Origin of the sequence: Namhaeicola litoreus (assembly GCF_042679565.1) — a bacterium.
GTDB lineage: Bacteria > Bacteroidota > Bacteroidia > Flavobacteriales > Flavobacteriaceae > Namhaeicola > Namhaeicola litoreus.
Genome location: NZ_JBHTMY010000002.1, coordinates 369,601 through 389,922, shown reverse-complemented (window position 1 = coordinate 389,922; position 20,322 = coordinate 369,601). Strand labels below are relative to the sequence as shown.

The 20,322-nt window shown below is 36.4% G+C and carries 17 protein-coding genes and 1 tRNA gene; 10 read left to right on the top strand and 8 right to left on the bottom strand.

Features of this window, described 5'->3' with window-relative positions:
• The first annotated feature begins 12 nt into the window (after positions 1–12).
• The 4 genes from ACFQ39_RS03565 to ACFQ39_RS03550 are packed head-to-tail and all read left to right on the top strand — an operon-like array spanning position 13 to position 5,570.
• Positions 13–1,596 carry an aldehyde dehydrogenase (NADP(+)) gene (locus ACFQ39_RS03565; RefSeq protein WP_377176525.1) on the top strand — a complete coding sequence of 528 codons (1,584 nt, stop codon included), beginning with the start codon at positions 13–15 and terminating at the stop codon, positions 1,594–1,596.
• Positions 1,597–1,599: 3 nt separating this feature from the next.
• Positions 1,600–3,318 (top strand): DUF885 domain-containing protein, encoded by a 1,719-nt coding sequence (locus ACFQ39_RS03560; RefSeq protein ID WP_377176523.1) that lies wholly within the window; start codon positions 1,600–1,602, stop codon positions 3,316–3,318.
• Complete coding sequence (locus ACFQ39_RS03555) at positions 3,311–4,321, top strand: 4-hydroxyproline epimerase (RefSeq protein ID WP_377176521.1); 1,011 nt, start codon at positions 3,311–3,313, stop codon at positions 4,319–4,321. Before ACFQ39_RS03560 ends, ACFQ39_RS03555 begins: the two co-directional genes overlap by 8 nt.
• 1 nt (position 4,322) lies before the next feature.
• Positions 4,323–5,570, top strand: a complete 1,248-nt coding sequence (locus ACFQ39_RS03550; protein ID WP_377176519.1) for an NAD(P)/FAD-dependent oxidoreductase — start codon at positions 4,323–4,325, stop codon at positions 5,568–5,570.
• On the opposite strand, the gene ACFQ39_RS03545 is transcribed toward ACFQ39_RS03550, so the two are convergent.
• From ACFQ39_RS03545 to ACFQ39_RS03510, 8 genes are all read right to left on the bottom strand, one after another.
• Positions 5,571–6,551, bottom strand: coding sequence for a Gfo/Idh/MocA family protein (locus ACFQ39_RS03545; RefSeq protein WP_377176517.1), 981 nt, complete (start codon positions 6,549–6,551; stop codon positions 5,571–5,573).
• A gap of 13 nt (positions 6,552–6,564) precedes the next feature.
• On the bottom strand, positions 6,565–6,996 hold the full coding sequence (locus ACFQ39_RS03540; protein WP_377176515.1) for a YybH family protein: 432 nt from the start codon (positions 6,994–6,996) through the stop codon (positions 6,565–6,567).
• 14 nt (positions 6,997–7,010) lie between these two features.
• Complete coding sequence (locus tag ACFQ39_RS03535; RefSeq protein ID WP_377176513.1) at positions 7,011–10,034, bottom strand: aminotransferase class III-fold pyridoxal phosphate-dependent enzyme; 3,024 nt, start codon at positions 10,032–10,034, stop codon at positions 7,011–7,013.
• A 15-nt stretch (positions 10,035–10,049) separates the two neighbouring features.
• Positions 10,050–10,646, bottom strand: a complete 597-nt coding sequence (locus ACFQ39_RS03530) for a thioredoxin family protein (RefSeq protein WP_377176511.1) — start codon at positions 10,644–10,646, stop codon at positions 10,050–10,052.
• Between the two features lie 3 nt (positions 10,647–10,649).
• Positions 10,650–11,189, bottom strand: coding sequence for a TlpA disulfide reductase family protein (locus ACFQ39_RS03525; RefSeq protein ID WP_377176509.1), 540 nt, complete (start codon positions 11,187–11,189; stop codon positions 10,650–10,652).
• A 64-nt stretch (positions 11,190–11,253) separates the two neighbouring features.
• A complete protein-coding gene (locus tag ACFQ39_RS03520; RefSeq protein ID WP_377177528.1) occupies positions 11,254–12,360 on the bottom strand; it encodes a DUF4407 domain-containing protein in 1,107 nt (368 codons plus the stop codon).
• An 82-nt stretch (positions 12,361–12,442) separates the two neighbouring features.
• Positions 12,443–13,078: a sulfotransferase family 2 domain-containing protein gene (locus ACFQ39_RS03515; RefSeq protein ID WP_377176507.1), complete on the bottom strand. Its 636-nt coding sequence runs from the start codon at positions 13,076–13,078 to the stop codon at positions 12,443–12,445.
• Complete coding sequence (locus ACFQ39_RS03510) at positions 13,072–14,472, bottom strand: dipeptidase (RefSeq protein WP_377176505.1); 1,401 nt, start codon at positions 14,470–14,472, stop codon at positions 13,072–13,074. The genes ACFQ39_RS03515 and ACFQ39_RS03510 overlap by 7 nt, the downstream gene beginning before the upstream one ends.
• 195 nt (positions 14,473–14,667) lie before the next feature.
• Between ACFQ39_RS03510 and ACFQ39_RS03505 the strand changes: the two genes are divergently transcribed.
• From ACFQ39_RS03505 to ACFQ39_RS03480, 6 genes are all read left to right on the top strand, one after another.
• On the top strand, positions 14,668–15,975 hold the full coding sequence (locus tag ACFQ39_RS03505; protein ID WP_377176503.1) for a Gfo/Idh/MocA family protein: 1,308 nt from the start codon (positions 14,668–14,670) through the stop codon (positions 15,973–15,975).
• Position 15,976: 1 nt separating this feature from the next.
• The gene (locus tag ACFQ39_RS03500; protein ID WP_377176501.1) at positions 15,977–16,876 is read left to right on the top strand and encodes a nucleotidyltransferase family protein; all 900 of its coding nucleotides are present in this window, start codon (positions 15,977–15,979) and stop codon (positions 16,874–16,876) included.
• Positions 16,864–17,919 carry a phosphotransferase enzyme family protein gene (locus tag ACFQ39_RS03495; protein ID WP_377176499.1) on the top strand — a complete coding sequence of 352 codons (1,056 nt, stop codon included), beginning with the start codon at positions 16,864–16,866 and terminating at the stop codon, positions 17,917–17,919. The genes ACFQ39_RS03500 and ACFQ39_RS03495 overlap by 13 nt, the downstream gene beginning before the upstream one ends.
• A gap of 80 nt (positions 17,920–17,999) precedes the next feature.
• Positions 18,000–18,081: transfer RNA gene (locus ACFQ39_RS03490), tRNA-Leu, on the top strand.
• Positions 18,082–18,883: 802 nt separating this feature from the next.
• Positions 18,884–19,399, top strand: coding sequence for an RICIN domain-containing protein (locus ACFQ39_RS03485; protein ID WP_377176497.1), 516 nt, complete (start codon positions 18,884–18,886; stop codon positions 19,397–19,399).
• Positions 19,400–19,431: 32 nt separating this feature from the next.
• On the top strand, positions 19,432–20,184 hold the full coding sequence (locus tag ACFQ39_RS03480; protein WP_377176495.1) for a hypothetical protein: 753 nt from the start codon (positions 19,432–19,434) through the stop codon (positions 20,182–20,184).
• Positions 20,185–20,322 lie beyond the last annotated feature (138 nt).

The following is a 20,322-nucleotide window of genomic DNA, read 5'->3' as shown; positions in this document are numbered from 1 at the left end:
AAATAATACAGGATGATTACAGGAAAGAACTTTTTGGGCAGTGAATTGTCTGCTAAGGGAAATAAAACTTATAAAACATTTAACCCCCAACTCAACATAGAAAATAATAGTGTTTTTTATGAAGCGAATGAAGAAGAAGTCAATCAGGCCGTTCAAATGGCCAGCAAGGCCTTCCAAACATACAAGGATTTTTCTGGAAATAAAAGGGCACATTTTCTCAGATTGATTGGAAACGAAATAGAGGAATTAGGAGATGAATTGATCAAGATGTATTGTACAGAAAGTGGTTTGCCGGAAGGTAGAGCGCTAGGTGAACGAGGAAGAACCATTGGTCAGTTAAACAGTTTTGCAAATCTGTTAGAAAAAGGAGATTGGGTAGATGCGGTAATTGATACTGCAAATCCGGAGAGGATTCCTGCTCCAAAAGAAGATATTCGGAGAATGAATAAGCCCATTGGGCCGGTAGTTGTTTTTGGAGCCAGTAATTTTCCTTTGGCATTTTCAACGGCAGGAGGAGATACTGCTTCTGCTTTGGCAGCCGGTTGTCCGGTGATTGTAAAATCACATCCTATGCATGCCGGTACAAGCGAGCTGGTAGCCTCGGCAATCATCAGTGCAGCTAAAAAATCTAATATTCCAAATGGTGTTTTTTCGCATTTAAATAGCAGCGGTTTTGAAGTAGGTCAGGCTTTGGTAAGTCACCCTTTGGTAAAAGCAGTTGGGTTTACGGGAAGTTATGCAGGAGGAAAAGCTTTGTTCGATCTGGCATCCAAAAGACCGGATCCAATTCCTGTTTTTGCAGAAATGGGAAGTGTAAACCCGGTTATTGTTTTACCTAGTTCACTCAAAGCAAAAAGCCATTTATGGGCAAAAGCATATGCAAATTCTATTGCACTTGGTGCCGGTCAATTTTGCACTAATCCAGGATTAATCCTCGCATTAGAAAATGAAAATCTAAATGACTTTTGTTCCGAATTATCTATTCAAATGAATGAAATTCAGGCTAGTTGTATGCTACATCCTAACATAGAGATGAAGTTTTCAAAGGATAGAAATGCGATGTTGAAAGAAAGCCATGTAAAACCACTTTACCAGGCTCCTGATCAAAAAAATACAAATTTTGCTAGACAGACAATCGCAACTGTGAAGGGTCAAGATTTTTTACACAATAAGAATCTACATCATGAAGTTTTTGGTCCATTTTCTATGGTGGTTCGATGTGAAAGCGAGGCAGTGCTCATATCAATTTTAAAAGTTTTAGAAGGTCAATTAACAGGTACGATTTTAGCTGATGAAGCAGAACTGAGTTCAAACCATGAGATCATTTCTCTTCTCTCTGACAAAGTGGGTAGAATTATTTTTAACTCGGTTCCGACTGGAGTTGAAGTTTGTCATGCCATGGTGCACGGAGGTCCTTTTCCTGCGACAACAGATGGAAGATTTACTTCTGTAGGTACAAGTGCCATACAAAGATGGGTTCGACCGGTTTGTTATCAAAACTGGCCGAATAATTTATTGCCGGATGAACTGAAAAATGAAAATCCTTTGGGGATTTACAGGGTTGTCAATAATAGTTTAACATCAAGTAAAATCTAATTGATGAAGTATTTAATTGTGCTCTTCGGATTATTGATTATCGGTTGTACTCAAAAACAATCAGATGATTCAAAAAGATTAAACGATTTAATACAGAGTGTACAGGCTCATGAAGGATATAATAAAAAAGAGTTTCCTTTGGGTGTTTTTACCAAAGATTATTATCAAAACGAAGCTGATTTTGCAAAGATTAAATTAGATGAATTAGCTAAAATAAATAGAATAGCCTTAAATGAAACCGAAAAGATTTCAGCAGAGTTGCTCGAATTTGTTCTTCAGGAGCAAATTGATTATTTCGAGTTCGAACAATACCTGAATCCCTTGCTTTCAGATTCAGGATTTCACAGTGATCTTGTGTATAAGGTGAGACCCTTGACCAATTATCAACAGATCAAAGATTATCTTGATTTGCTAAATGCCATACCTGAATTCGTCAACCAGCATTTTGTGCTTTTAAGAGAGGGACTTACAAAAGGTTTGTCTCAACCTCTCGTTATTTTTAAAGGATATGAATCTTCCTATGATACACATTTAGTGAACAATTTTGAAGATAGCTTTTTTTATTCCCCATTTAAGAATTTGCCTAATGAACTCAGCCAAGAGCAAAAAGATTCTGTTTTGTTAGCTGCAGAGAAGGCCATCAAGACTATTGTGATTCCTCAATTTGGCCGAATAAAGGCTTTTTTTGAAGAGGAATATTTACCAAAAACAAGAACGAGTTTAGGAGTTTCAGATACACCAAAAGGAGAAGAATTTTATCAAAATAGAATTAATTATTATACCACAAGTACAAGCTATACAGCTGATGACATTCATCAAATCGGTTTAAACGAAGTTGCCCGAATTAAGGCTGAAATGGAAAAGATCATTGCCGAATTGAATTTTGAAGGCAGTTTTGCAGATTTTTTTCTTTTTTTGAGAACAGATGAACAATTTTATGCCAAATCTCCTGACGAGCTATTGACAAGGGCAAGAGATATTGCAAAAAGAGCAGATGCGCAATTACCTCGATATTTTAAAACTTTACCGCGTAAGCCTTATGGCGTAGCGCCTGTACCCGATGCGATTGCACCAAAATACACGGGAGGTCGATACATTGGAACGAGCAAAGAAAGTACGGATCCGGGTTATTATTGGGTCAATACCTATGATCTTCCGAGCAGAACCTTGTATACACTTCCTGCATTAACTGTACATGAAGCAGTTCCGGGACATCATTTACAGGGGAGTTTGAACAATGAGTTAGGAGACAGTATTCCTCAGTTTAGAAAAGATTTATACCTTTCTGCTTATGGTGAAGGTTGGGGTCTTTATTCAGAATTTTTAGCCAATGAAATGGGGATGTATACCAGTCCATTTGAAAGATTTGGCCAGTTGACTTACGAAATGTGGCGCGCATGCAGGCTAGTGGTCGATACAGGAATTCATGCCAAAGGCTGGACAAGGGAACAGGTGGTTGAATTTATGGCTTCACATACTGCTTTGTCTATACACGAAATTAATACAGAAACTGATAGGTATATTTCTTGGCCAGGACAAGCACTATCTTATAAAATTGGTGAATTAAAAATAAGGGAAGTGAGGAAAAGGGCTGAAACTGAATTGGGTTCTAAATTTGATATTCGAGAATTTCACGAAATTATTTTAGAGCAAGGAACGGTTACTTTATCAATTCTTGAACAACGCGTAAACAATTTCATCCTTCGTTTAAAAAATGAGTAGAAATGTATTTTCTTGTATTGACGCCCATACTTGCGGCAATCCGGTAAGGGTCATATCAAAAGGAGGACCAGAATTGATCGGCGATACGATGAGTCAAAAACGGCAACACTTCCTCAAAGAATTTGATTGGATCAGGACAGGTTTAATGTTTGAACCCAGAGGCCATGATATGATGAGTGGAAGTATACTGTATGCTCCGCATGATCCTGAAAATGATTTTTCAATCCTGTTTATTGAGACTTCTGGGTGTTTGCCGATGTGTGGTCATGGCACTATTGGTACAATTACTGTTGCCATTGAAGAAGGTTTGGTAAAGCCAAAGACACCTGGTAAAATAAGGATGGAAGCGCCGGCGGGCTTGGTCTTGATCGAATATCAACAGACGTGTAAAAAAGTAGACTGGGTAAAGTTGACCAATGTGAAAAGTTATCTCGCCGAGTCGGAATTAACCATTCAGTCGAGTGATCTTGGTGAGATCATTTTTGATGTTGCTTATGGAGGTAATTTTTATGCCATCGTTGATCCACAAAATAATTTTGGAGGAATTGAACATTATTCTGCCGGTGATCTGATCAGGCTTTCACAAGAACTCAGAAAAGAAATAAACAAAAAGTATCCTGATCGATTCGTTCATCCAAATGATTCAACCATAAGGGATGTATCCCATTTATTGTGGACGGGTAAACCACTCGATCCTAAAAGTTCAGGTAGAAATGCTGTTTTTTATGGTGAAAAGGCCATTGATCGTTCTCCTTGTGGAACAGGTACATCGGCAAGAATGGCACAGTTATTTGCCAAAGGTCTCCTCAAAGAAGGCGGAGATTTTGTTCATGAGAGCTTCATTGGTTCTACATTTACGGGAAGAATTGAAGGAGTTACTACCTTAGGAGATAAGATCGCAATAGTGCCCAGTATTCAGGGTTGGGCAAAAATTTACGGCTATAATCAAATCATCATAGATGACGATGATGATCCCTATGCCCACGGATTTCAAGTGATATAAAATGAAAAAAGAAGTTATCATAATCGGTGGCGGAATTATTGGTTTGTGTTCTGCGTATTATCTACAAAAAGAAGGTCATAGTGTCACGATCATTGATCAATATGATATTACGAGCGGAGCATCATTTGTGAATGCGGGTTATATCACTCCCAGCCATATTATTCCATTGTCTTCACCCGGAATCATCACAAAAGGTTTGAAATGGATGTTTAACTCGGCGAGTCCATTTTATGTAAAACCCAGATTGAACTCTGATTTTTTGACCTGGGCCTGGCAGTTTAAAAAATCTGCAACATCAGCTAAGGTAGTTAGGGCTATTCCCATTATTGAAGAAATAAATTTATTGAGCAGAGATCTTTTTGAGCAGTTCAAAAAGGAGCCGTCCTTTAAATTTCATTATCACAGAAAAGGACTATTAATGGCCTATCAAACTAATCAAGCAGGTGAAGAAGAATGGGAGGTAGGCAAGAAGGCGATTCAATTGGGATTAGAAGTTAAACAATTAAATGCGCAAGAAATAAAAGAGTTTGAGCCTGATGTGTTGACCCATATGAAAGGAGCCGTTTATTTTGGCTGCGATGCTCATTCTACTCCTGGAGAATTTATGAAGGAATTGGTTGCTGATCTAAAACAAAAAGGAGTTAGTTTTCTTCTAAATGAAGAAGTAGAGGATCTCGTTTTTAAAAATAAAAAAATAGAAGCCTTAAAAACTACGAGTCAATTGATCAGAGGTGATGAGTTTATTCTCACCGGAGGAGCATGGAGTCCGATACTTGCAAAGAAAATAGGACTTAACTTATCCTTGCAAGCGGGAAAAGGTTATAGAATAAATGTAGAGCGAGAAACGAAAATTAAAATGCCAACAATTTTGTTGGAGGCAAAGGTTGCTGTCACACCTATGAATGGGTTTACTCGTTTTGCGGGTACAATGGAATTGGGAGGGATCAATCACAATATCGATCCTGTTCGAGTGAATGCCATTGCCCAAGCGGCTAAAAAGTACTATCCGGAAATCGAAATTAGTAAAACAGAAAAAGATGAAGCGCAATGTGGTTTGAGGCCATGTTCGCCTGATGGTTTGCCTTATATCGGTAAAAGTGAAAAGTGTAAAAACTTAATTTTTGCTACCGGTCATGCCATGATGGGATGGAGTCTTGGTCCGATTACAGGGAAACTGGTTTCAGAAATATCGAGCGAGAGAAAGACAAGCATGGATATTGCACCTTTTCATCCAGATAGAAAATTTTGATCAAATGACACCCAGAATGTTGTCCATTACCCATGCAGTATGAAGCGCCGATTTACCAGTTGACGAATAAGCTTTACCATATAATAATTGATCTCTCATCGCTTCTACATGGTACTGTTGAACATGTATGGGATGCTCTATAGCTAAACTTAATTGTTCTTTCTCTGTTTCTAATCTTACAGGCTCTTCATTAAAAATAGCAAATGAAATCCTACCTTTTTCACCTAAAATTTCTACTTTATCTACTTTTTTCCAAGTACCAAAATTCCAAAATCCACTTCCTGTAATTCCATTTTCATGAACCCAAGAACCAGTAAAGGCATCTGGCGCAGCGTATAGATTTTGCTGATTATTTGATTGTCCACAAACTGATTTAAATTTTCCTAATAAAAAATGAAATAGATCTAATCCATGACTTGCTAAATCATCAAAATATCCCCCAGGTGCGATTTGTTTATCGGTGCGCCAATTGTAAAAATCAGGGTAATCCGCAGCAGGATTTGGTGGCTGACATAAAGACCAATGGATATGTCTTATTTCTCCAATTTTTTCATGATCGATCCATTCTTTTACTTTTAAGAATCTGGGTAATGTTCTTCTATAATAAGCTACAAACAGGGGGAGTTTTTTACTTTCGAATGGTAGCAACATTTTATTGCATTCCTCAAAATTTCTAGCCATCGGTTTTTCTACGCAACAAATTTTATCTGCAGCTGCAACTTTAAGCGCAAAAGATAGGTGATGTTGTGGTGGTGTGGCTATATATATAGCATCTATTTCAGGGTCATTGATCAATTCATCTGCATTGTATGTGTACTTTTCAATACCATGGCGTTGAGCAAAATCTCTAGCTTTCGCAAGATCTCTCCTCATAACTGATTTTAAACTAAAACCTTTTGTTTTTTGGTAAGCAGGACCACTTTTAACTTCGCAAACATCTCCTACTCCGATAATTCCCCAAGTAATATTTTTGTCGAACATAATTTTAATTTTATCAACAAGAAGTATCTGCTATGATTTTCCATTCCCCTTGTATTTTTTTGAATATAATCATAAAAACACCATTGGCATCTCCCACTTTTCTTTCCAAAAAGAATTCGCCCATCACATAATAGGCCCCTTCATTTATGGGTGAAATAGAATGAATTTTAAAATTCAAAATACCCGTATGATCTGAGCTAGGATATCCTTTTTTGTAATTATTTAAGGTATTTTCCCATCCGGAAGTTAATCCACTGGCGCCAAAGAATTTTAGTTCTTCTGATTGCCAGTACCCTTTCATAAAACCTTCGAGATCATTCTTATTCCAGGCTTCTGTTTGCATATCGAGTACTTCCAGAATATCTTTTTTATCCTTTTCAAGTTTCGATTGAGACCATATACTTTGGGCCATAATTAAACATAAAATCAGTATGAGTTTTTTCATTTTTTATAATGTATTTAGGTGAGCTTCATAAAATCTTCGGCAAAGACTTTTCTTAAGTAGAATAAAAATTCTATTGCATTTTCTATTGAAAAAACCATGGGTGGTTTTATTTTAATCACGTTGTGGTCAGGTCCATCTGAACTCAACAAAATGCCAAATTCTTTCATCCTATTGATCAAATAGGTAGTTTGTTCTTCTAAGGGTTGAAGTTGGGAATTTACCAATTCAAATCCTAAAAATAAACCCTGTCCGCGAACATCGCCAATGATAGGAAAATCCTTTGCCAATTGTTTTAATTCATTTTTTAAAAAATCTCCTACTTTTAAAGCATTTTCCTGGAGATTTTCGTTTTTGATCATTTTTAAAACAGCTGATCCGATGGCACAGGAAACAGGATTACCTCCGAAAGTGTTAAAAAACTCCATGCCGTTGGCAAATTTTTCCGCAATTTCTGCGGTGCAAACTACTGCGGCAAGCGGATGACCGTTGCCCAAGGGTTTTCCAATGGTTACTATATCAGGAATGACATTGTGTAATTGAAAACCCCAAAAGGTTTTACCTACTCTACCGCAACCTACTTGGACCTCATCGATGATGCATGTACCCTTTTGTGCACGGACTAAGTCGAATGATTTTTGTAAAAATCCTTCCGGTAATTCGATTTGACCGCCGCAACTAATAATCGATTCAATAATCATTCCCGCTAGTGGTATGTTTTTATTTTTAAGATTTTGAATGCATTTTTCAACTTCTTGAGCGTAAAATTCTCCAGTATTCTCTCCTCTAAATTTTCCTCTGAACGCATCGGGTAATGGAAAAATTTCGACATAGTCTGGTTTGCCTTTTCCGCCTTTTCCATCAAATTTATAAGAGCTTATATCAATACAGGCATTTGTATTTCCATGGTACCCCACTTCAGATGCAATAAAGCCTTTTCCGTTCGTTGCGGTTTTAGCCATGCGCAAAGCCAACTCATTGGCTTCACTACCTGAATTTACAAAGTGGACAACATTGAGTTCGGGAGGAAATGTGGATAATAGTATTTCGGCTAATTCATTAATGTTTTTATGTAAGTACCTTGTATTGGTATTGAGCAAAGCCATTTGCATCCTACCGGCATTCACTACTTCAATATGTTCATGGCCTACATGGGCAACATTGTTGAGGGTGTCTAAATATTTTTTACCCCAAGGATCTATTAAATAAGGACCCTGACCTCTCACAATCTGAAGGGGATTTTTGTATTGGAGACTCAAACTTTTTCCAATGTATTTTTTTCTAAAACTTAGAAGAGAATCATTATCCTTGCCGTATTTTGTTTTTAGACCGTCTATTTGAAAGAGTAGATTAGGATCTGGGCAAATGCTTTTCCAAACATTTAATTGATTTTTATAGGTTACCCCAGGAAAATCAATCGTATAATTAAGCATAGAAAGCATAATTTGGAAATGTAAGTGAGATGCCCAATTTCCGTTTTCTGGATAACTGCCTAATTCTGCAATTTGCTCCCCTTTTTTGACAAGGTCTCCAGTGCTATATTTTAAAGCTGAAGTAACAGTTAGGTGTCCGTAGAGCGTATAAAAGATCAAATTTTGCTCACAATGTTTTAAAATCAGTAAGCCGCCATATTCTTTATTGCCCTCATCATTTACAGCAGTTACAATTTCACCGTCAAATAATGCCGCTACAGGTGTTCTGGCAGGCAACCAAAAATCGATACCCAAATGAATCGTCCTGCTTTCCTTACCGTTATTGCCAATTTTATCATAACTGTCAGAAGTGTAAATAGGTCTGGGTTCCAAATATCCTCCGGCAATGACTTTATCTGGATTTACTTTTTGTAATTGATCAATCTTAAATTGAAAAAGGTCTAGATCATTGTAGTCTTCTAAATGTCCGATCCACTCACTGGAAACACTAAGATCGAGCAAATGAATATTTTTACAAGTAGTTGTGGGAAATAAATCCGACAAAGAAAAGTCCTGTTGTCGCGCCCAATTTTTGAAAAGATTCTCGTTTGGATGAGCCTCGAAACCACAGGCCTGTCTAAAACTGTAATGAGCAAAATCAGGATCTATGTTTCTCCATTTTTTAAGTAAATCCCATGCCTGTTTTTCGCTGATCTGTAAATAAGTATTTTCAGGATATTCTTTTCTATTAATCCCGGATTTTGTTACTGATATAACCAAACGTATCGCCACTGCACAATACAGATGGGCAAGTTCATTCTCTTCAAGTGGAAATGATTCGTGATAGCCTTTTACCAAAGTTAAACCAGATGACAAAGGATCAGGAAAATCCATCATTCCATAAGCACAAGCAATCGCCAGATCATTGATGGTTTGTGTATAAACGGCATCGCCAAAATCGATAAGGGCGACTACTTGAGGATGGATTTTGTCATAAGAGACAATGATATTATTTTCATTGAGGTCATTATGCACAACAGATTTTCTTAACTCTTTGTAAGTAGCTAGATTTTCTCTGAACAGCGCTAAGTAATATTGTAGAATTTCTCTTTGATCAAACTCAAATAGATCTAAAAAATTTTCACACCAAGTACCTTGAGCGATATCCCAATCTAATTTTCTCGTATCAAAGGGATCTCTAAAATTTTGAAGTTTTTTTGTGATTTCACCTGACTTTTTTCCTAAGTCGTACAACAATTCTGGAAGAATTGGATTTACTTGAGCCATCAGCCTTCCGGGAATCCATGTCAGTAATCTTGCAATATATTTTTTATCATTCTCTATGGATTCTGACAAGAAATCACCTTTTACATCAGCGATAGGTTTTGGAAGTGTTAGCTGAATATCATTGTCTGGCAAATGTTTCAGTATCTCCGTTTGAAATTTGAACGAATCCAAATGAGCAAGCGGAGAGATTTTGAGTGTATAAGTTTTTACTCCATTAATTAATACGGCAAAATTTGCATCAATTTCACCAACTAATTGCATGAGGTCTCCTTCAATACCAAAATTAGTTTTTAGTATTTTTTCAGCGAGGTTTTTGTTCGCTTTTTGTTGAAGTTCGCTCATATTGAACCCAAGAAGTTACTTTTTAATACCGCAACCAATCGCTTTGGTGATGGCAGGTTCAATTTTCTTATTTGAAAGAAGCGCTTCAATCGCATTTTCTACGTATTTTTCTGTAACGGCAGCGGCATTCTGAGAGTTATTATCTATTGCACCAATGTATTTTACCTTTAATTGGTTGTTTTCCTTATTCAACAAAAAGACATGAGGAGTTCTTGTGGCTCCGTATTTTGGGAAAACCTTTTGTCCATCGTCAAATAAATATGGAAAAGTAAACCCTTTTTCCTTAGCTCTCTTTTGCATCAATTCAAAACTATCGCCATTAGAAATTTCAGGATTGTTTGGATTAATTGCGATAACAGGATATCCTTTTTCTTTATATTTTTTATCTAAATTGATGATGCGATCCTCATAGGCCACAGAATACGGACAAGTATTACATGTAAAGATCACGATAAAACCTTTGGCATCCTTAAATTGATTTAAAGAAACCATTTTGCCATCTACGTTCTTTAGGTTAAAATCTTCCGCAGTATCTCCGATTTCATACCCTGGATTAGAATTTATGAAAGATGTTAAAATGAGGGATAAGAAAAATAGACTAATAGTTTTCATGATTTAAGGATTTAAAAATTTGTTTAATTCTGTAATCAATTCTTCATAGGTAAAAGCCTTTTCAAAAAAAGCTCTTTTATTTTTATTGTAAATGATGGTAGCTGGAATCGCACCGGACCAAGTCTCATCAATTTTTGGAATCCAGTTGTTCTGATCGGGATCACTCATTAAAATAACCTCAGAACGAATCTGATTTTTCTCCATAAACGGAATTACTTTTTCCTCGATCTGGGTCGGAAAATCTAAACTAACCAAAAGCACTTCTACATTTTGGTCCTTATAATCTACATTGATTTTTTCAAAAAAAGGAAGTTCTTCAACACAAGGTTTACACCAGGTTGCCCAAAAATTAACAACATATACTTTGTCATCATTTTTACTTAGAAATGGTAAAAGACCATCATAATCTACGGTTCGAATGTTGTTGTTTTCAATAATTTCTTGTTTGTCAGCAGATTTAGGCTGCTCTTCTGGAGTTTCAGAAATTTCTTTCTTGCAAGATAAAATGATTAAAAACAAGAATACTAGTTGGAATAAACGCATCGTAATTGATTTTTTACGAATATAGTTATTATTCTAAAAATTAGTTTGAAAAAATAGTTTCAGACTAGTTTCCAAGTGCTTCTTTTTGCTTTTTAAAAAAGTAGTCGGTTTGAAGTTTGAGTAGGTCTTTTGCTTTTTGTTTTTTGTGCGCATAAACTTCTTCATCCTCTGTTACATCGTAGTATACTTTTTCGTTAAGTGTTTTATCTGTACCTAACAATAATTCCCGCTGATTCTTTTGTTGCTCCGCAACGAGGAGCAATGAAGATTCCTGAATTTCAAGTTTGAGATCATATGCCCCTTTAGGGCTCAGTAATTTGGCCAAAATGGGTGCTGTTTCTATGGCTAAAAACAGGAGGAAAATAAATAGAGAAGGCATTGTTGGAAGTTCATCTAGGGCATTGATTCTGGCCATTAAACCATCAAAACCATCAATGATAGGCTGATCAGCGTTTACTTGAGCTGTTTCTTTGTCTCTCAGGGAAAGTAATTCATCCTCTTTCGAAGTAATTTTTGCCTGATTTGTCTCCTTTAGCGATTGTAATTCGATTAAAGATTCGTCGTGCTTTTCTCTCTTTTCCTTGTAAACCGGTCCTTTTCCTAATTTTAAAGTTCCTTCACGACCCTCGGCTTCAGCGATATAAGTGTCATATAAATTATTTACTTCGGTTTCTTTTGCTGAAATTTCATTTTTTAATGCTTTAATTTCGCCTTCGACCCTAGTGATTTCTGAGCTAAATTGTTGTGCAACTTGATCTTGGTTTTCAAGTGTTAACTGGTTTTTTTGTTTGAGAAGAACTTGGTCTATTTCCTTTTCAAAAATCTTTAATTCCAATGGTTTCGCGATCACCACAGAGATGATGATAGCCAAAACAATTCGCGGCACAACTTGAAAAAATTCTTTCCAAAACTTACCTTGTTTTTTTATGGTAGAAACTATAAACCTGTCGAGATTGAAAATAAGTAAACCCCAAATCAGACCAAATCCAATAGCGGCAAAATAGTTATCGAAAACAGTATATAAGGCATATGCGGAGGCAAGGAATGCCATAACTGCCGTGAAGAAAACAGTTCCACCTATACCGGCAAATTTAACCTGTTCAGACTTTGGGCAATCAGATAAAATATCGGTGTCTGCGCCGGAGCACATCCAAAAGAATTTTTTGAGCATCATGAGGAGGGTTTAATATTATATAACGCAGTATTAGTGCTTCATGTTGCTCAAAAGTGACGCGGTTTATGGTAAAGTTTTGTTAAAGTTCAAAAGTGGTTGGGTAACCAAATGTTTCAAAATCTTTTGCCCATAGCTTTGCTACTAATTCTAGATTGTGCTCATTATAGTACTCAGCATAATTTATTTTTTTCGCTTTTTTATTGTGGGGTAATTCGTTGAAAGGAATTTTCAACTTCTCACAAACAACTTTCCAATCTTCATCTAGATTTTCCATTTTACCCACAAAATCTGATAATAACTTTCCCTTTTTATCAACCAACATATTTACCTGATGTCCGTTGTATCGAGCGGCCTGAAAAGTAATATATTGATCAAAAGTCATTCTCATCACGCGTTTGTTCCTACCATGATCTTTTGTTCTTCTTATATACTCATATTCAGATACCAAACGGGTATAGGGATTTCGTACAAAAGCAAATTTAAAATATTTATCAAATACTTCTTTGGGTATAACCTTTTTCGCATTTAATAAGGTGGCATGCTGCCTAAACCTATAGTGATGATAATCTTTTTCCCAGCCGAGTTTAGTTCTCACTTTGGATATAAGGTCATCAGGTCGCGGTATACTGATCGATTTGAGCGTTTCATTAATACTACCACCGGCAGATTTTCTAACATGTACAAAAATGAATTCGTGGGTATCCGATATTAACATAGATTTGATTTATAGAGTTCAGCATATTTTTGGTAAAATAGCGGAATTGTTTCGATTCCTTTTAAGTAATTAAAAACACCAAAATGCTCATTGGGAGAATGAATAGCATCGCTATCTAAGCCAAAGCCCATTAAAATTGATTTACTTTTTAATTCTTTTTCAAAGAGATAGACAATAGGAATGGATCCACCAGATCTCTGTGGAATAGCTTCTACACCAAAAGTTTCAGAGTAAGCCTCATTTGCCGCCTGGTAGGCGATATTGTCTATTGGTGTAACATATGGAAACCCACCATGATGAGGTTTAACGATTACCCTGGTTCCTTTTGGGGCAAGCTTTTCAAAATGATTTTTGAAGAGCATGGTAATTTCTTCCGGGTCTTGATCTGGTACTAATCGCATGGATATTTTGGTAAAAGCTTTAGAAGGAATCACTGTTTTTGCTCCTTCACCCGTGTAACCACCCCAAATTCCATTGACATCTAATGTCGGCCTGATTGAATTTCTTTCATTTGTAGAATACCCCTTTTCGCCATAAACATCTTCAATATTCAAGGCTTTTTTATAGTCCTCCAATGAAAATGGTGCTTTGGCCATTTCTGCCCTTTCTTCCAAGCTCACTTCGAGTACTTTATCATAAAAACCCGGGATGGTGATATGGTTGTTTTCATCGTGTAAGGAAGCAATCATTTTGGTGAGTACGTTGATCGGATTTGCCACGGCACCCCCATAAAGACCTGAATGCAGATCTCTATTTGGACCTATTACTTCCACTTCCACATAACTCAAACCTCTCAAGCCCGTTGTTATTGATGGTTGCTGATTACTAATCATTCCTGTGTCCGAAATCAAAATCACATCATTTTTGAGTTTATCGTGATTTCTTTTCACAAACCAACCCAAATTAGGAGAGCCTACTTCTTCTTCTCCCTCAATCATAAACTTTACATTGCAAGTCAAAAGATCATGCTTGACTAAATATTCGAAAGCTTTTACGTGCATGTAAAACTGCCCTTTATCGTCGCAAGCCCCACGGGCAAAAATAGCTCCTTCCGGATGAATTTCTGTTTTTTTGATTATCGGTTCAAAAGGAGGAGATTCCCAAAGATTGAGGGGGTCTGGCGGTTGCACATCGTAATGACCATACACCAACACTGTTGGAAATTTTTCATTTAATAGGTGTTCTCCATAAACAACCGGATAACCTGGCGTTTCGCAAATTTCTACATGACTACAACCTGCTTTTATCAACGAATCTTTGACAAATTCAGCTGTTCTGATCATATCGTTCTTGTATTTTGAATCAGCGCTTATGGATGGAATCTTGATCAATTCAAAGAGTTCATCTATAAATCGGTCCTTATTTTCTTTGATATAATTATTTGCGATAGACATGAGTTTTTTTTTGATACCTCACAAAGATAAAAAAAGAAAGATCATTTAGATATTGTTCATCAATGAAGAAATGATTACTTAAAAAGAAATGAATTTTTAATCAAAATAGTACTTTTACTATAAAAATAAGGGGATAATTTTAGTTATCATATGAACAAGCGAAGAAATTTTATAAAATCCGCAACCCTCGCAGGGATGTCTTTATCTTTTTTGCCGGTATTTTCTTGGGCGCAAAGCAAAAATCAACAAAAGTTAAAAATAGGTTTGATTGGGGTTGGACTGCGTGGGACAAATCATTTAGAAAATTTACTTTTAAGAAAAGATATTCTTGTCACTGCCATTTGTGATATTGATAGAACAAGGACTGATTTGTGTATGGATCTGATCTCAAAAGCAAATGTTGAAAAACCCAAAGTATTCGGCAGGGATGAACTCGATTACAAGAATCTTTTGAATTTAGAAGAAGTAGATGCTGTTGTAATTTCCACTCCATGGCTCTGGCATAGCAGAATGGCAAAAGATGCGATGATGGCAGGAAAATATACGGGTGTTGAGGTCTCGGCGGCAAACACCTTAGAGGAATGCTGGGATCTTGTGAATACACATGAGGAAACAGGCAGCCATATGATGATCTTGGAAAATGTGAATTATCGAAGAGATGTACTCGCGATTCTGAACATGGTTCGTCAAAATATTTTTGGAGAATTGATTCATTTTAGATGTGGATATCAACACGACCTGAGATTTGTGAAATTCAATGACGGAAAAGAACCCTATGGTAAGGGTGCTGAATTTGGAGAAAAGGGTATCTCTGAATCAAAATGGAGAACCCAACATTCCCTGTTGCGCAATGCTGATCTTTATCCTACCCACGGGGTTGGTCCGATAGCGGTCATGTGCGATATCAATAGAGGTAATCGCTTTGTCAGCATGACATCACATGCCACAAAAAGTAGGGGATTAAATAAGTATATCAGAGAAATTGGTGGTGAAAATCACCCTAATGCCAAGCTCAATTTCAAATTGGGTGATGTTGTAACGAGCACGATTGAAACTGCCAATGGAGAAACCATTATTGTTACGCACGATACCAATCTGCCCAGACCCTATTCTCTAGGGTTTCGGGTGCAAGGAACAAAAGGAATCTGGGAAGTTGATGGAAACAGGATCTATATAGAAGGGAAATCTCAAGCGCATAAATGGGAGGATGCCGATGATTGGTTAAAGCAATATGACCATCCACTTTGGAAAAAGTATGGTGAATATGCTGCAGATGCCGGTCATGGCGGCATGGATTTTTTTGTGATGAATGCTTTTGTAGAATCGGCCAAACAAAATATTGCTCCACCGCTTGATGTTTATGATGCTGCCGCTTGGAGTGCCATTACACCACTTTCAGAGTTGTCTATTGAAAATAACGGAGCGCCTCAAAATTTTCCTGATTTTACCAGAGGCAACTGGATAAATAGAAAACCCCATCCATGGATAAAAGACAGTTATTAGTATGATCGAGCATAAAACTTTGTTAATTATGGCCGGCGGTAATGGCAGTCGTTATGGCGCTTTAAAACAATTTGATCCGCTGGGGCCTAAGGGTGAGTATCTATTTGAATACAGCATTTTTGATGCCCTTCATTCAGGATTTAATCATATTGTGCTGGTCACAAAAGAAGAATTTGTCTTAGAATTAGACCATTATTTGAGAGAAAGGTTGCCTAAAGAAATAAAAATAGATGTAGTTCCTCAAAGATTAAACGACCTACCCATAGAAACTCTTCCGTCATATAAGAGAGTAAAACCATGGGGCACCGGACATGCTGTTTGGGTAGCGAGAGACTTTATTAAAAATACTTTTGTGGTAATCAATGCAGATGATTTTTACGGTAGGAAAGCCTTTGCATACGCCTCTGATTTTATGGAGGAATACCGAGAAACTGGTATTTATGGGATGGTTCCCTATCAGCTTGATCAAACCTTGTCTTTGTTCGGATCAGTCGCCAGAGGAGTAGGTCAGTTTGAGGATGAAAAGCTTAAGGCAATTAATGAATTTTTGACGTTAGAAAAGAAGGAAAATAAAATCATAGATCAATCAACAGGTCAAATCTTTACAGGGAAAGAAAGGGTTTCGATGAATATATGGATCTGTCAACCATCTTTTTTCGACATATTATCATCAGAAATAAGTGTTTTTTTGAAGGAAAATGATCAACTGGAAAAAGGTGAAATCTATATTCCCCGAGTGATTGAAAAATATATACAAAAAAAAGTATTTGAAGTTGGGACAACAGATGTATGTGACTCGTGGTTTGGAGTGACTTACGCAAAAGATAAAGAGTTGGTTATAAATAAATTAGTAGAACTAAAATCTTCTGGGGAGTATCCTAGTCCTTTATGGAAAAATTAAGGAAAATACTATCGTATTTTGATATACCAAAAGGAGCATACCAATTCGAATTCATTTCCAATGGATTGATCAATGATACTTTTTTGGTCAAAGAAGGGTGTGAATCAAATTATATTCTGCAGAAAATAAATACTTCGGTGTTTAAAAATGTAAATGGATTGGTCAAAAATATAGCAATTATTTTGTCGCAATTAGACCATACAGCTTACGAAAAAGTTCATTTGATAAATACAAAAACCGGCAAACCCATTCTCAATTGGGAAAATGAAATCTGGCGTTTGATGAATTATATTCCAGATAGTCATGTTTATAACACTACAAATGATGTTCAAATTGCTTTTGAAACTGGAAAAATTTTAGGTTTATTTCATAATTTGGTCAAAGGTTTGCATCCTCAAGAACTAGAAATTACTATTCAAAATTTCCACAATCTAACATATCGCTATGCACAGTTTTTAGAAGCTTATGAAAATGCATCAGACACGCATTTACAAGAAGCATATCATGAGATAGATTTTGTCAAGAATAATATTTCGACACTTTTAAGTATAGATTTTGACAAAATACCCCTTCGAATTTGTCATAATGATACCAAACTCAATAATGTTTTGTTTTCCATCGATAAAAAGGCCTTGTGTTTGATAGATTTGGATACGCTGATGCCGGGTTTTTTTTTATACGATTTTGGAGATGCGATTAGAACCTTAGTAAATCCAGTTACTGAAGATGAAAGGGATCTATCGCTTATAATGTTTGACAAAATGATGTTTTCTTCTTTTTTAAAAGGTCTTAAGAAAAGTGGACTAAAGTTCACACAGACAGAAAGGGAGTCGCTGCATTTCGGTGCCATATTAATGCCTTTTTTACATGGTATCAGGGCGCTCACGGATTATCTAGAGAAAAATAAATACTATAAAGTTGCCTATGCCAACCAGAATTTAGACAGGTGTAAGAGCTTATTTAGATTTGCAGAATTAGCCGTAGAAAACACCAATTTTATGAAAGAAGAGATCCAAAATCGCTTTGAAATATTAGAGAATTAATACTAAATTGGAAAGGTTTATTTATTTTTTTCATCTTGGCAAGAAAATTTATAAAAATAATTATATTTGCAACCTCCAAAGCGGGCGTGGTGAAATTGGTAGACACGCCAGACTTAGGATCTGGTGCCTCACGGTGTGAAGGTTCGAGTCCTTTCGCCCGCACAAAGAAAAAGCTTCTCATTTCGAGAGGCTTTTTTATTTTATGGGTTTAACGAGAACTAATTTGGCGTGCAATCTAAGCGCCATCTGGCCCGTTCGCTAAAAATGTCTGCTAGACATTTTCTATACGCTCCGTCCTGCCCGCACAAAGAGAAAGCCTCTCATTTCGAGAGGCTTTTTTATTTTATAGGTTTGTCGAAAACTAGTTTGGCGTGCGATCTAAGCGCCATCTGGCCCGTTCGCTAAAAATGTCTACTAGACATTTTCTATACGCTCCGTCCTGCCCGCACAAAGAAAAAGCTTCTCATTTCGAGAGGCTTTTTTATTTTATGGGTTTAACGAAAACTAATTTGGCGTGCGACCCAAGCGCCATCTGGCCCGTTCCCTAAAAATGTCTGCTAGACATTTTCTATACGCTCCGTCCTGCCCGCACAAAGAAAAAGCCTCTCATTTCGAGAGGCTTTTTTATTTTATGGGTTTAACGAGAACTAATTTGGCGTGCGATCCAAGCGCCATCTGGCCCGTTCGCTAAAAATGTCTACAAGGATTTTGGTTTGCAATCTATGGCGCCTGTGCTAAACTTTTTGCTATTGTTCCATTTTCACATGATATCTATAAATTAACCAATTAGTTTTCATACACTATCCATACACTATCCATACTTTATCCATACATCATCCCTACATATGATTTGTTCCGGTATTTTCAACAAAATACAATGATACTTATCCCTAAAATGATTTTACAACTTTATTATCAGACCAATAATTATTATTTTTGAGTAATAACTTAAAAACCTTACACAATGAAAATTAAATTTTACACTGGCTTAATCGCTGTTTTTTTCTTCAGTTTATCTTTAAATGCTCAATGGAATAAGGATCAGACCTATGTAATTCGAAATGTAGCGTCAGGACAAGTCTTGCATGCTAAAGATGGAGATCTAAAAAAGCAAGGCTGCAAAATGGTCATGCACATGCCAAACAGCTCAGAAAATCAATTATGGTCGATCGAAACCTTAGACAGCGGCAAAATTTCCATCAGGAACAAAAAGAACAAAAATGCACTAACTTTAAACAGACAAAAGGAGAAAAAAAGTGGAGAACCCGTTGCTCTATTTGATTGGGGAGGAAACGACGGTCAAAAATGGAGATTTGAAAATGTAGGGCATAATGAATATGTGATCAGAAACATCAAAAATAATTTTGTTTTAGATGCCAACAGAAATGGGCAATACAATAAAAGCGGCGAAGTGGTTTTAACCGATTCTAACGGTGGGCCCGATCAAAAATGGGTTATTGAAAACGTTAAAATGAGATAAACTATAAAAATAACTTTAAGACTTTATAACATATGAAAATAATACGAAATATTTATTTTGTAGCGATTGCTTTATCTTTCACGACCTTTTCTGCACTCGCTCAAAGTCCCAGTAGAGAATTTTCCGATCTGATTGGCGAAAAGGCCCAATACATTGATCAGGATTTTGGAAAAAGAGGATATATGCATATGAAAACCGAAAAATCAGGGTATGATTCATATAGTTATTGGTGGAATTACAATACCAAAAAATGTGTGATCGCTCGAACCAGTGACGGTAGAATTGCTTCAGTAGTTGACACTCCTGCTTTTGATTGTAACCAACCAGATCCTAATTCAGGAAACAGTTACAATTACAACCACAATGCTCACCATCACGATACAGGATATCACTACAATGATAATGCAGAGGATGCTGCATTTGAAAAGGGCTATAAAGATGGCTTATACAATAAAAGTTATCATAATTATTATAGCTCTAACATAGAAAAAGATGCCTACTCACAAGGATATAACAAAGGAGTGAAGGAACGTAATGGAAGAACAAATTACCATTCAGGACATGGGGGTTATCAGGCATACGTAGGCGTTGATCATCTGGTTGGTGAAAGTACAGATAGTGCCTTCCGTAAATTAGAGTCGGAGGGATTTGTACGTCAAAATGAAAGAACTCAAAATGGAAGAAAAAGAATCAACTGGTATAACAACAGAACTGGTCAGTGTATCAAAACAGTTCTCGATAAAGGCAAAATTTATAAAGTGGAAAAATCAGATAATTGCGATTAATCACCACAAAACAATAATTATTGGAGCCTGTATTTTTTTACAGGCTTTTTTTATGCATTTTAATAAATACAAAGTTTCATATTCAGGTATTTATGTCTAAATTTAAATGACCATAATTTTAATTTAAAAAATAACATC

What these genes read in the sequence shown, in the direction of transcription:
- ACFQ39_RS03495 (WP_377176499.1), top strand. Translation starts at nt 16,864, where the DNA reads ATGGAAAAATTAAGGAAAATACTATCGTATTTTGATATACCAAAAGGA.
- ACFQ39_RS03525 (WP_377176509.1), bottom strand. Translation starts at nt 11,189, where the DNA reads ATGCGTTTATTCCAACTAGTATTCTTGTTTTTAATCATTTTATCTTGC.
- ACFQ39_RS03500 (WP_377176501.1), top strand. Translation starts at nt 15,977, where the DNA reads ATGATCGAGCATAAAACTTTGTTAATTATGGCCGGCGGTAATGGCAGT.
- ACFQ39_RS03485 (WP_377176497.1), top strand. Translation starts at nt 18,884, where the DNA reads ATGAAAATTAAATTTTACACTGGCTTAATCGCTGTTTTTTTCTTCAGT.
- ACFQ39_RS03530 (WP_377176511.1), bottom strand. Translation starts at nt 10,646, where the DNA reads ATGAAAACTATTAGTCTATTTTTCTTATCCCTCATTTTAACATCTTTC.
- ACFQ39_RS03545 (WP_377176517.1), bottom strand. Translation starts at nt 6,551, where the DNA reads ATGTTCGACAAAAATATTACTTGGGGAATTATCGGAGTAGGAGATGTT.
- ACFQ39_RS03510 (WP_377176505.1), bottom strand. Translation starts at nt 14,472, where the DNA reads ATGTCTATCGCAAATAATTATATCAAAGAAAATAAGGACCGATTTATA.
- ACFQ39_RS03565 (WP_377176525.1), top strand. Translation starts at nt 13, where the DNA reads ATGATTACAGGAAAGAACTTTTTGGGCAGTGAATTGTCTGCTAAGGGA.
- ACFQ39_RS03555 (WP_377176521.1), top strand. Translation starts at nt 3,311, where the DNA reads ATGAGTAGAAATGTATTTTCTTGTATTGACGCCCATACTTGCGGCAAT.
- ACFQ39_RS03550 (WP_377176519.1), top strand. Translation starts at nt 4,323, where the DNA reads ATGAAAAAAGAAGTTATCATAATCGGTGGCGGAATTATTGGTTTGTGT.
- ACFQ39_RS03515 (WP_377176507.1), bottom strand. Translation starts at nt 13,078, where the DNA reads ATGTTAATATCGGATACCCACGAATTCATTTTTGTACATGTTAGAAAA.
- ACFQ39_RS03560 (WP_377176523.1), top strand. Translation starts at nt 1,600, where the DNA reads ATGAAGTATTTAATTGTGCTCTTCGGATTATTGATTATCGGTTGTACT.
- ACFQ39_RS03520 (WP_377177528.1), bottom strand. Translation starts at nt 12,360, where the DNA reads ATGCTCAAAAAATTCTTTTGGATGTGCTCCGGCGCAGACACCGATATT.
- ACFQ39_RS03540 (WP_377176515.1), bottom strand. Translation starts at nt 6,996, where the DNA reads ATGAAAAAACTCATACTGATTTTATGTTTAATTATGGCCCAAAGTATA.
- ACFQ39_RS03480 (WP_377176495.1), top strand. Translation starts at nt 19,432, where the DNA reads ATGAAAATAATACGAAATATTTATTTTGTAGCGATTGCTTTATCTTTC.
- ACFQ39_RS03535 (WP_377176513.1), bottom strand. Translation starts at nt 10,034, where the DNA reads ATGAGCGAACTTCAACAAAAAGCGAACAAAAACCTCGCTGAAAAAATA.
- ACFQ39_RS03505 (WP_377176503.1), top strand. Translation starts at nt 14,668, where the DNA reads ATGTCTTTATCTTTTTTGCCGGTATTTTCTTGGGCGCAAAGCAAAAAT.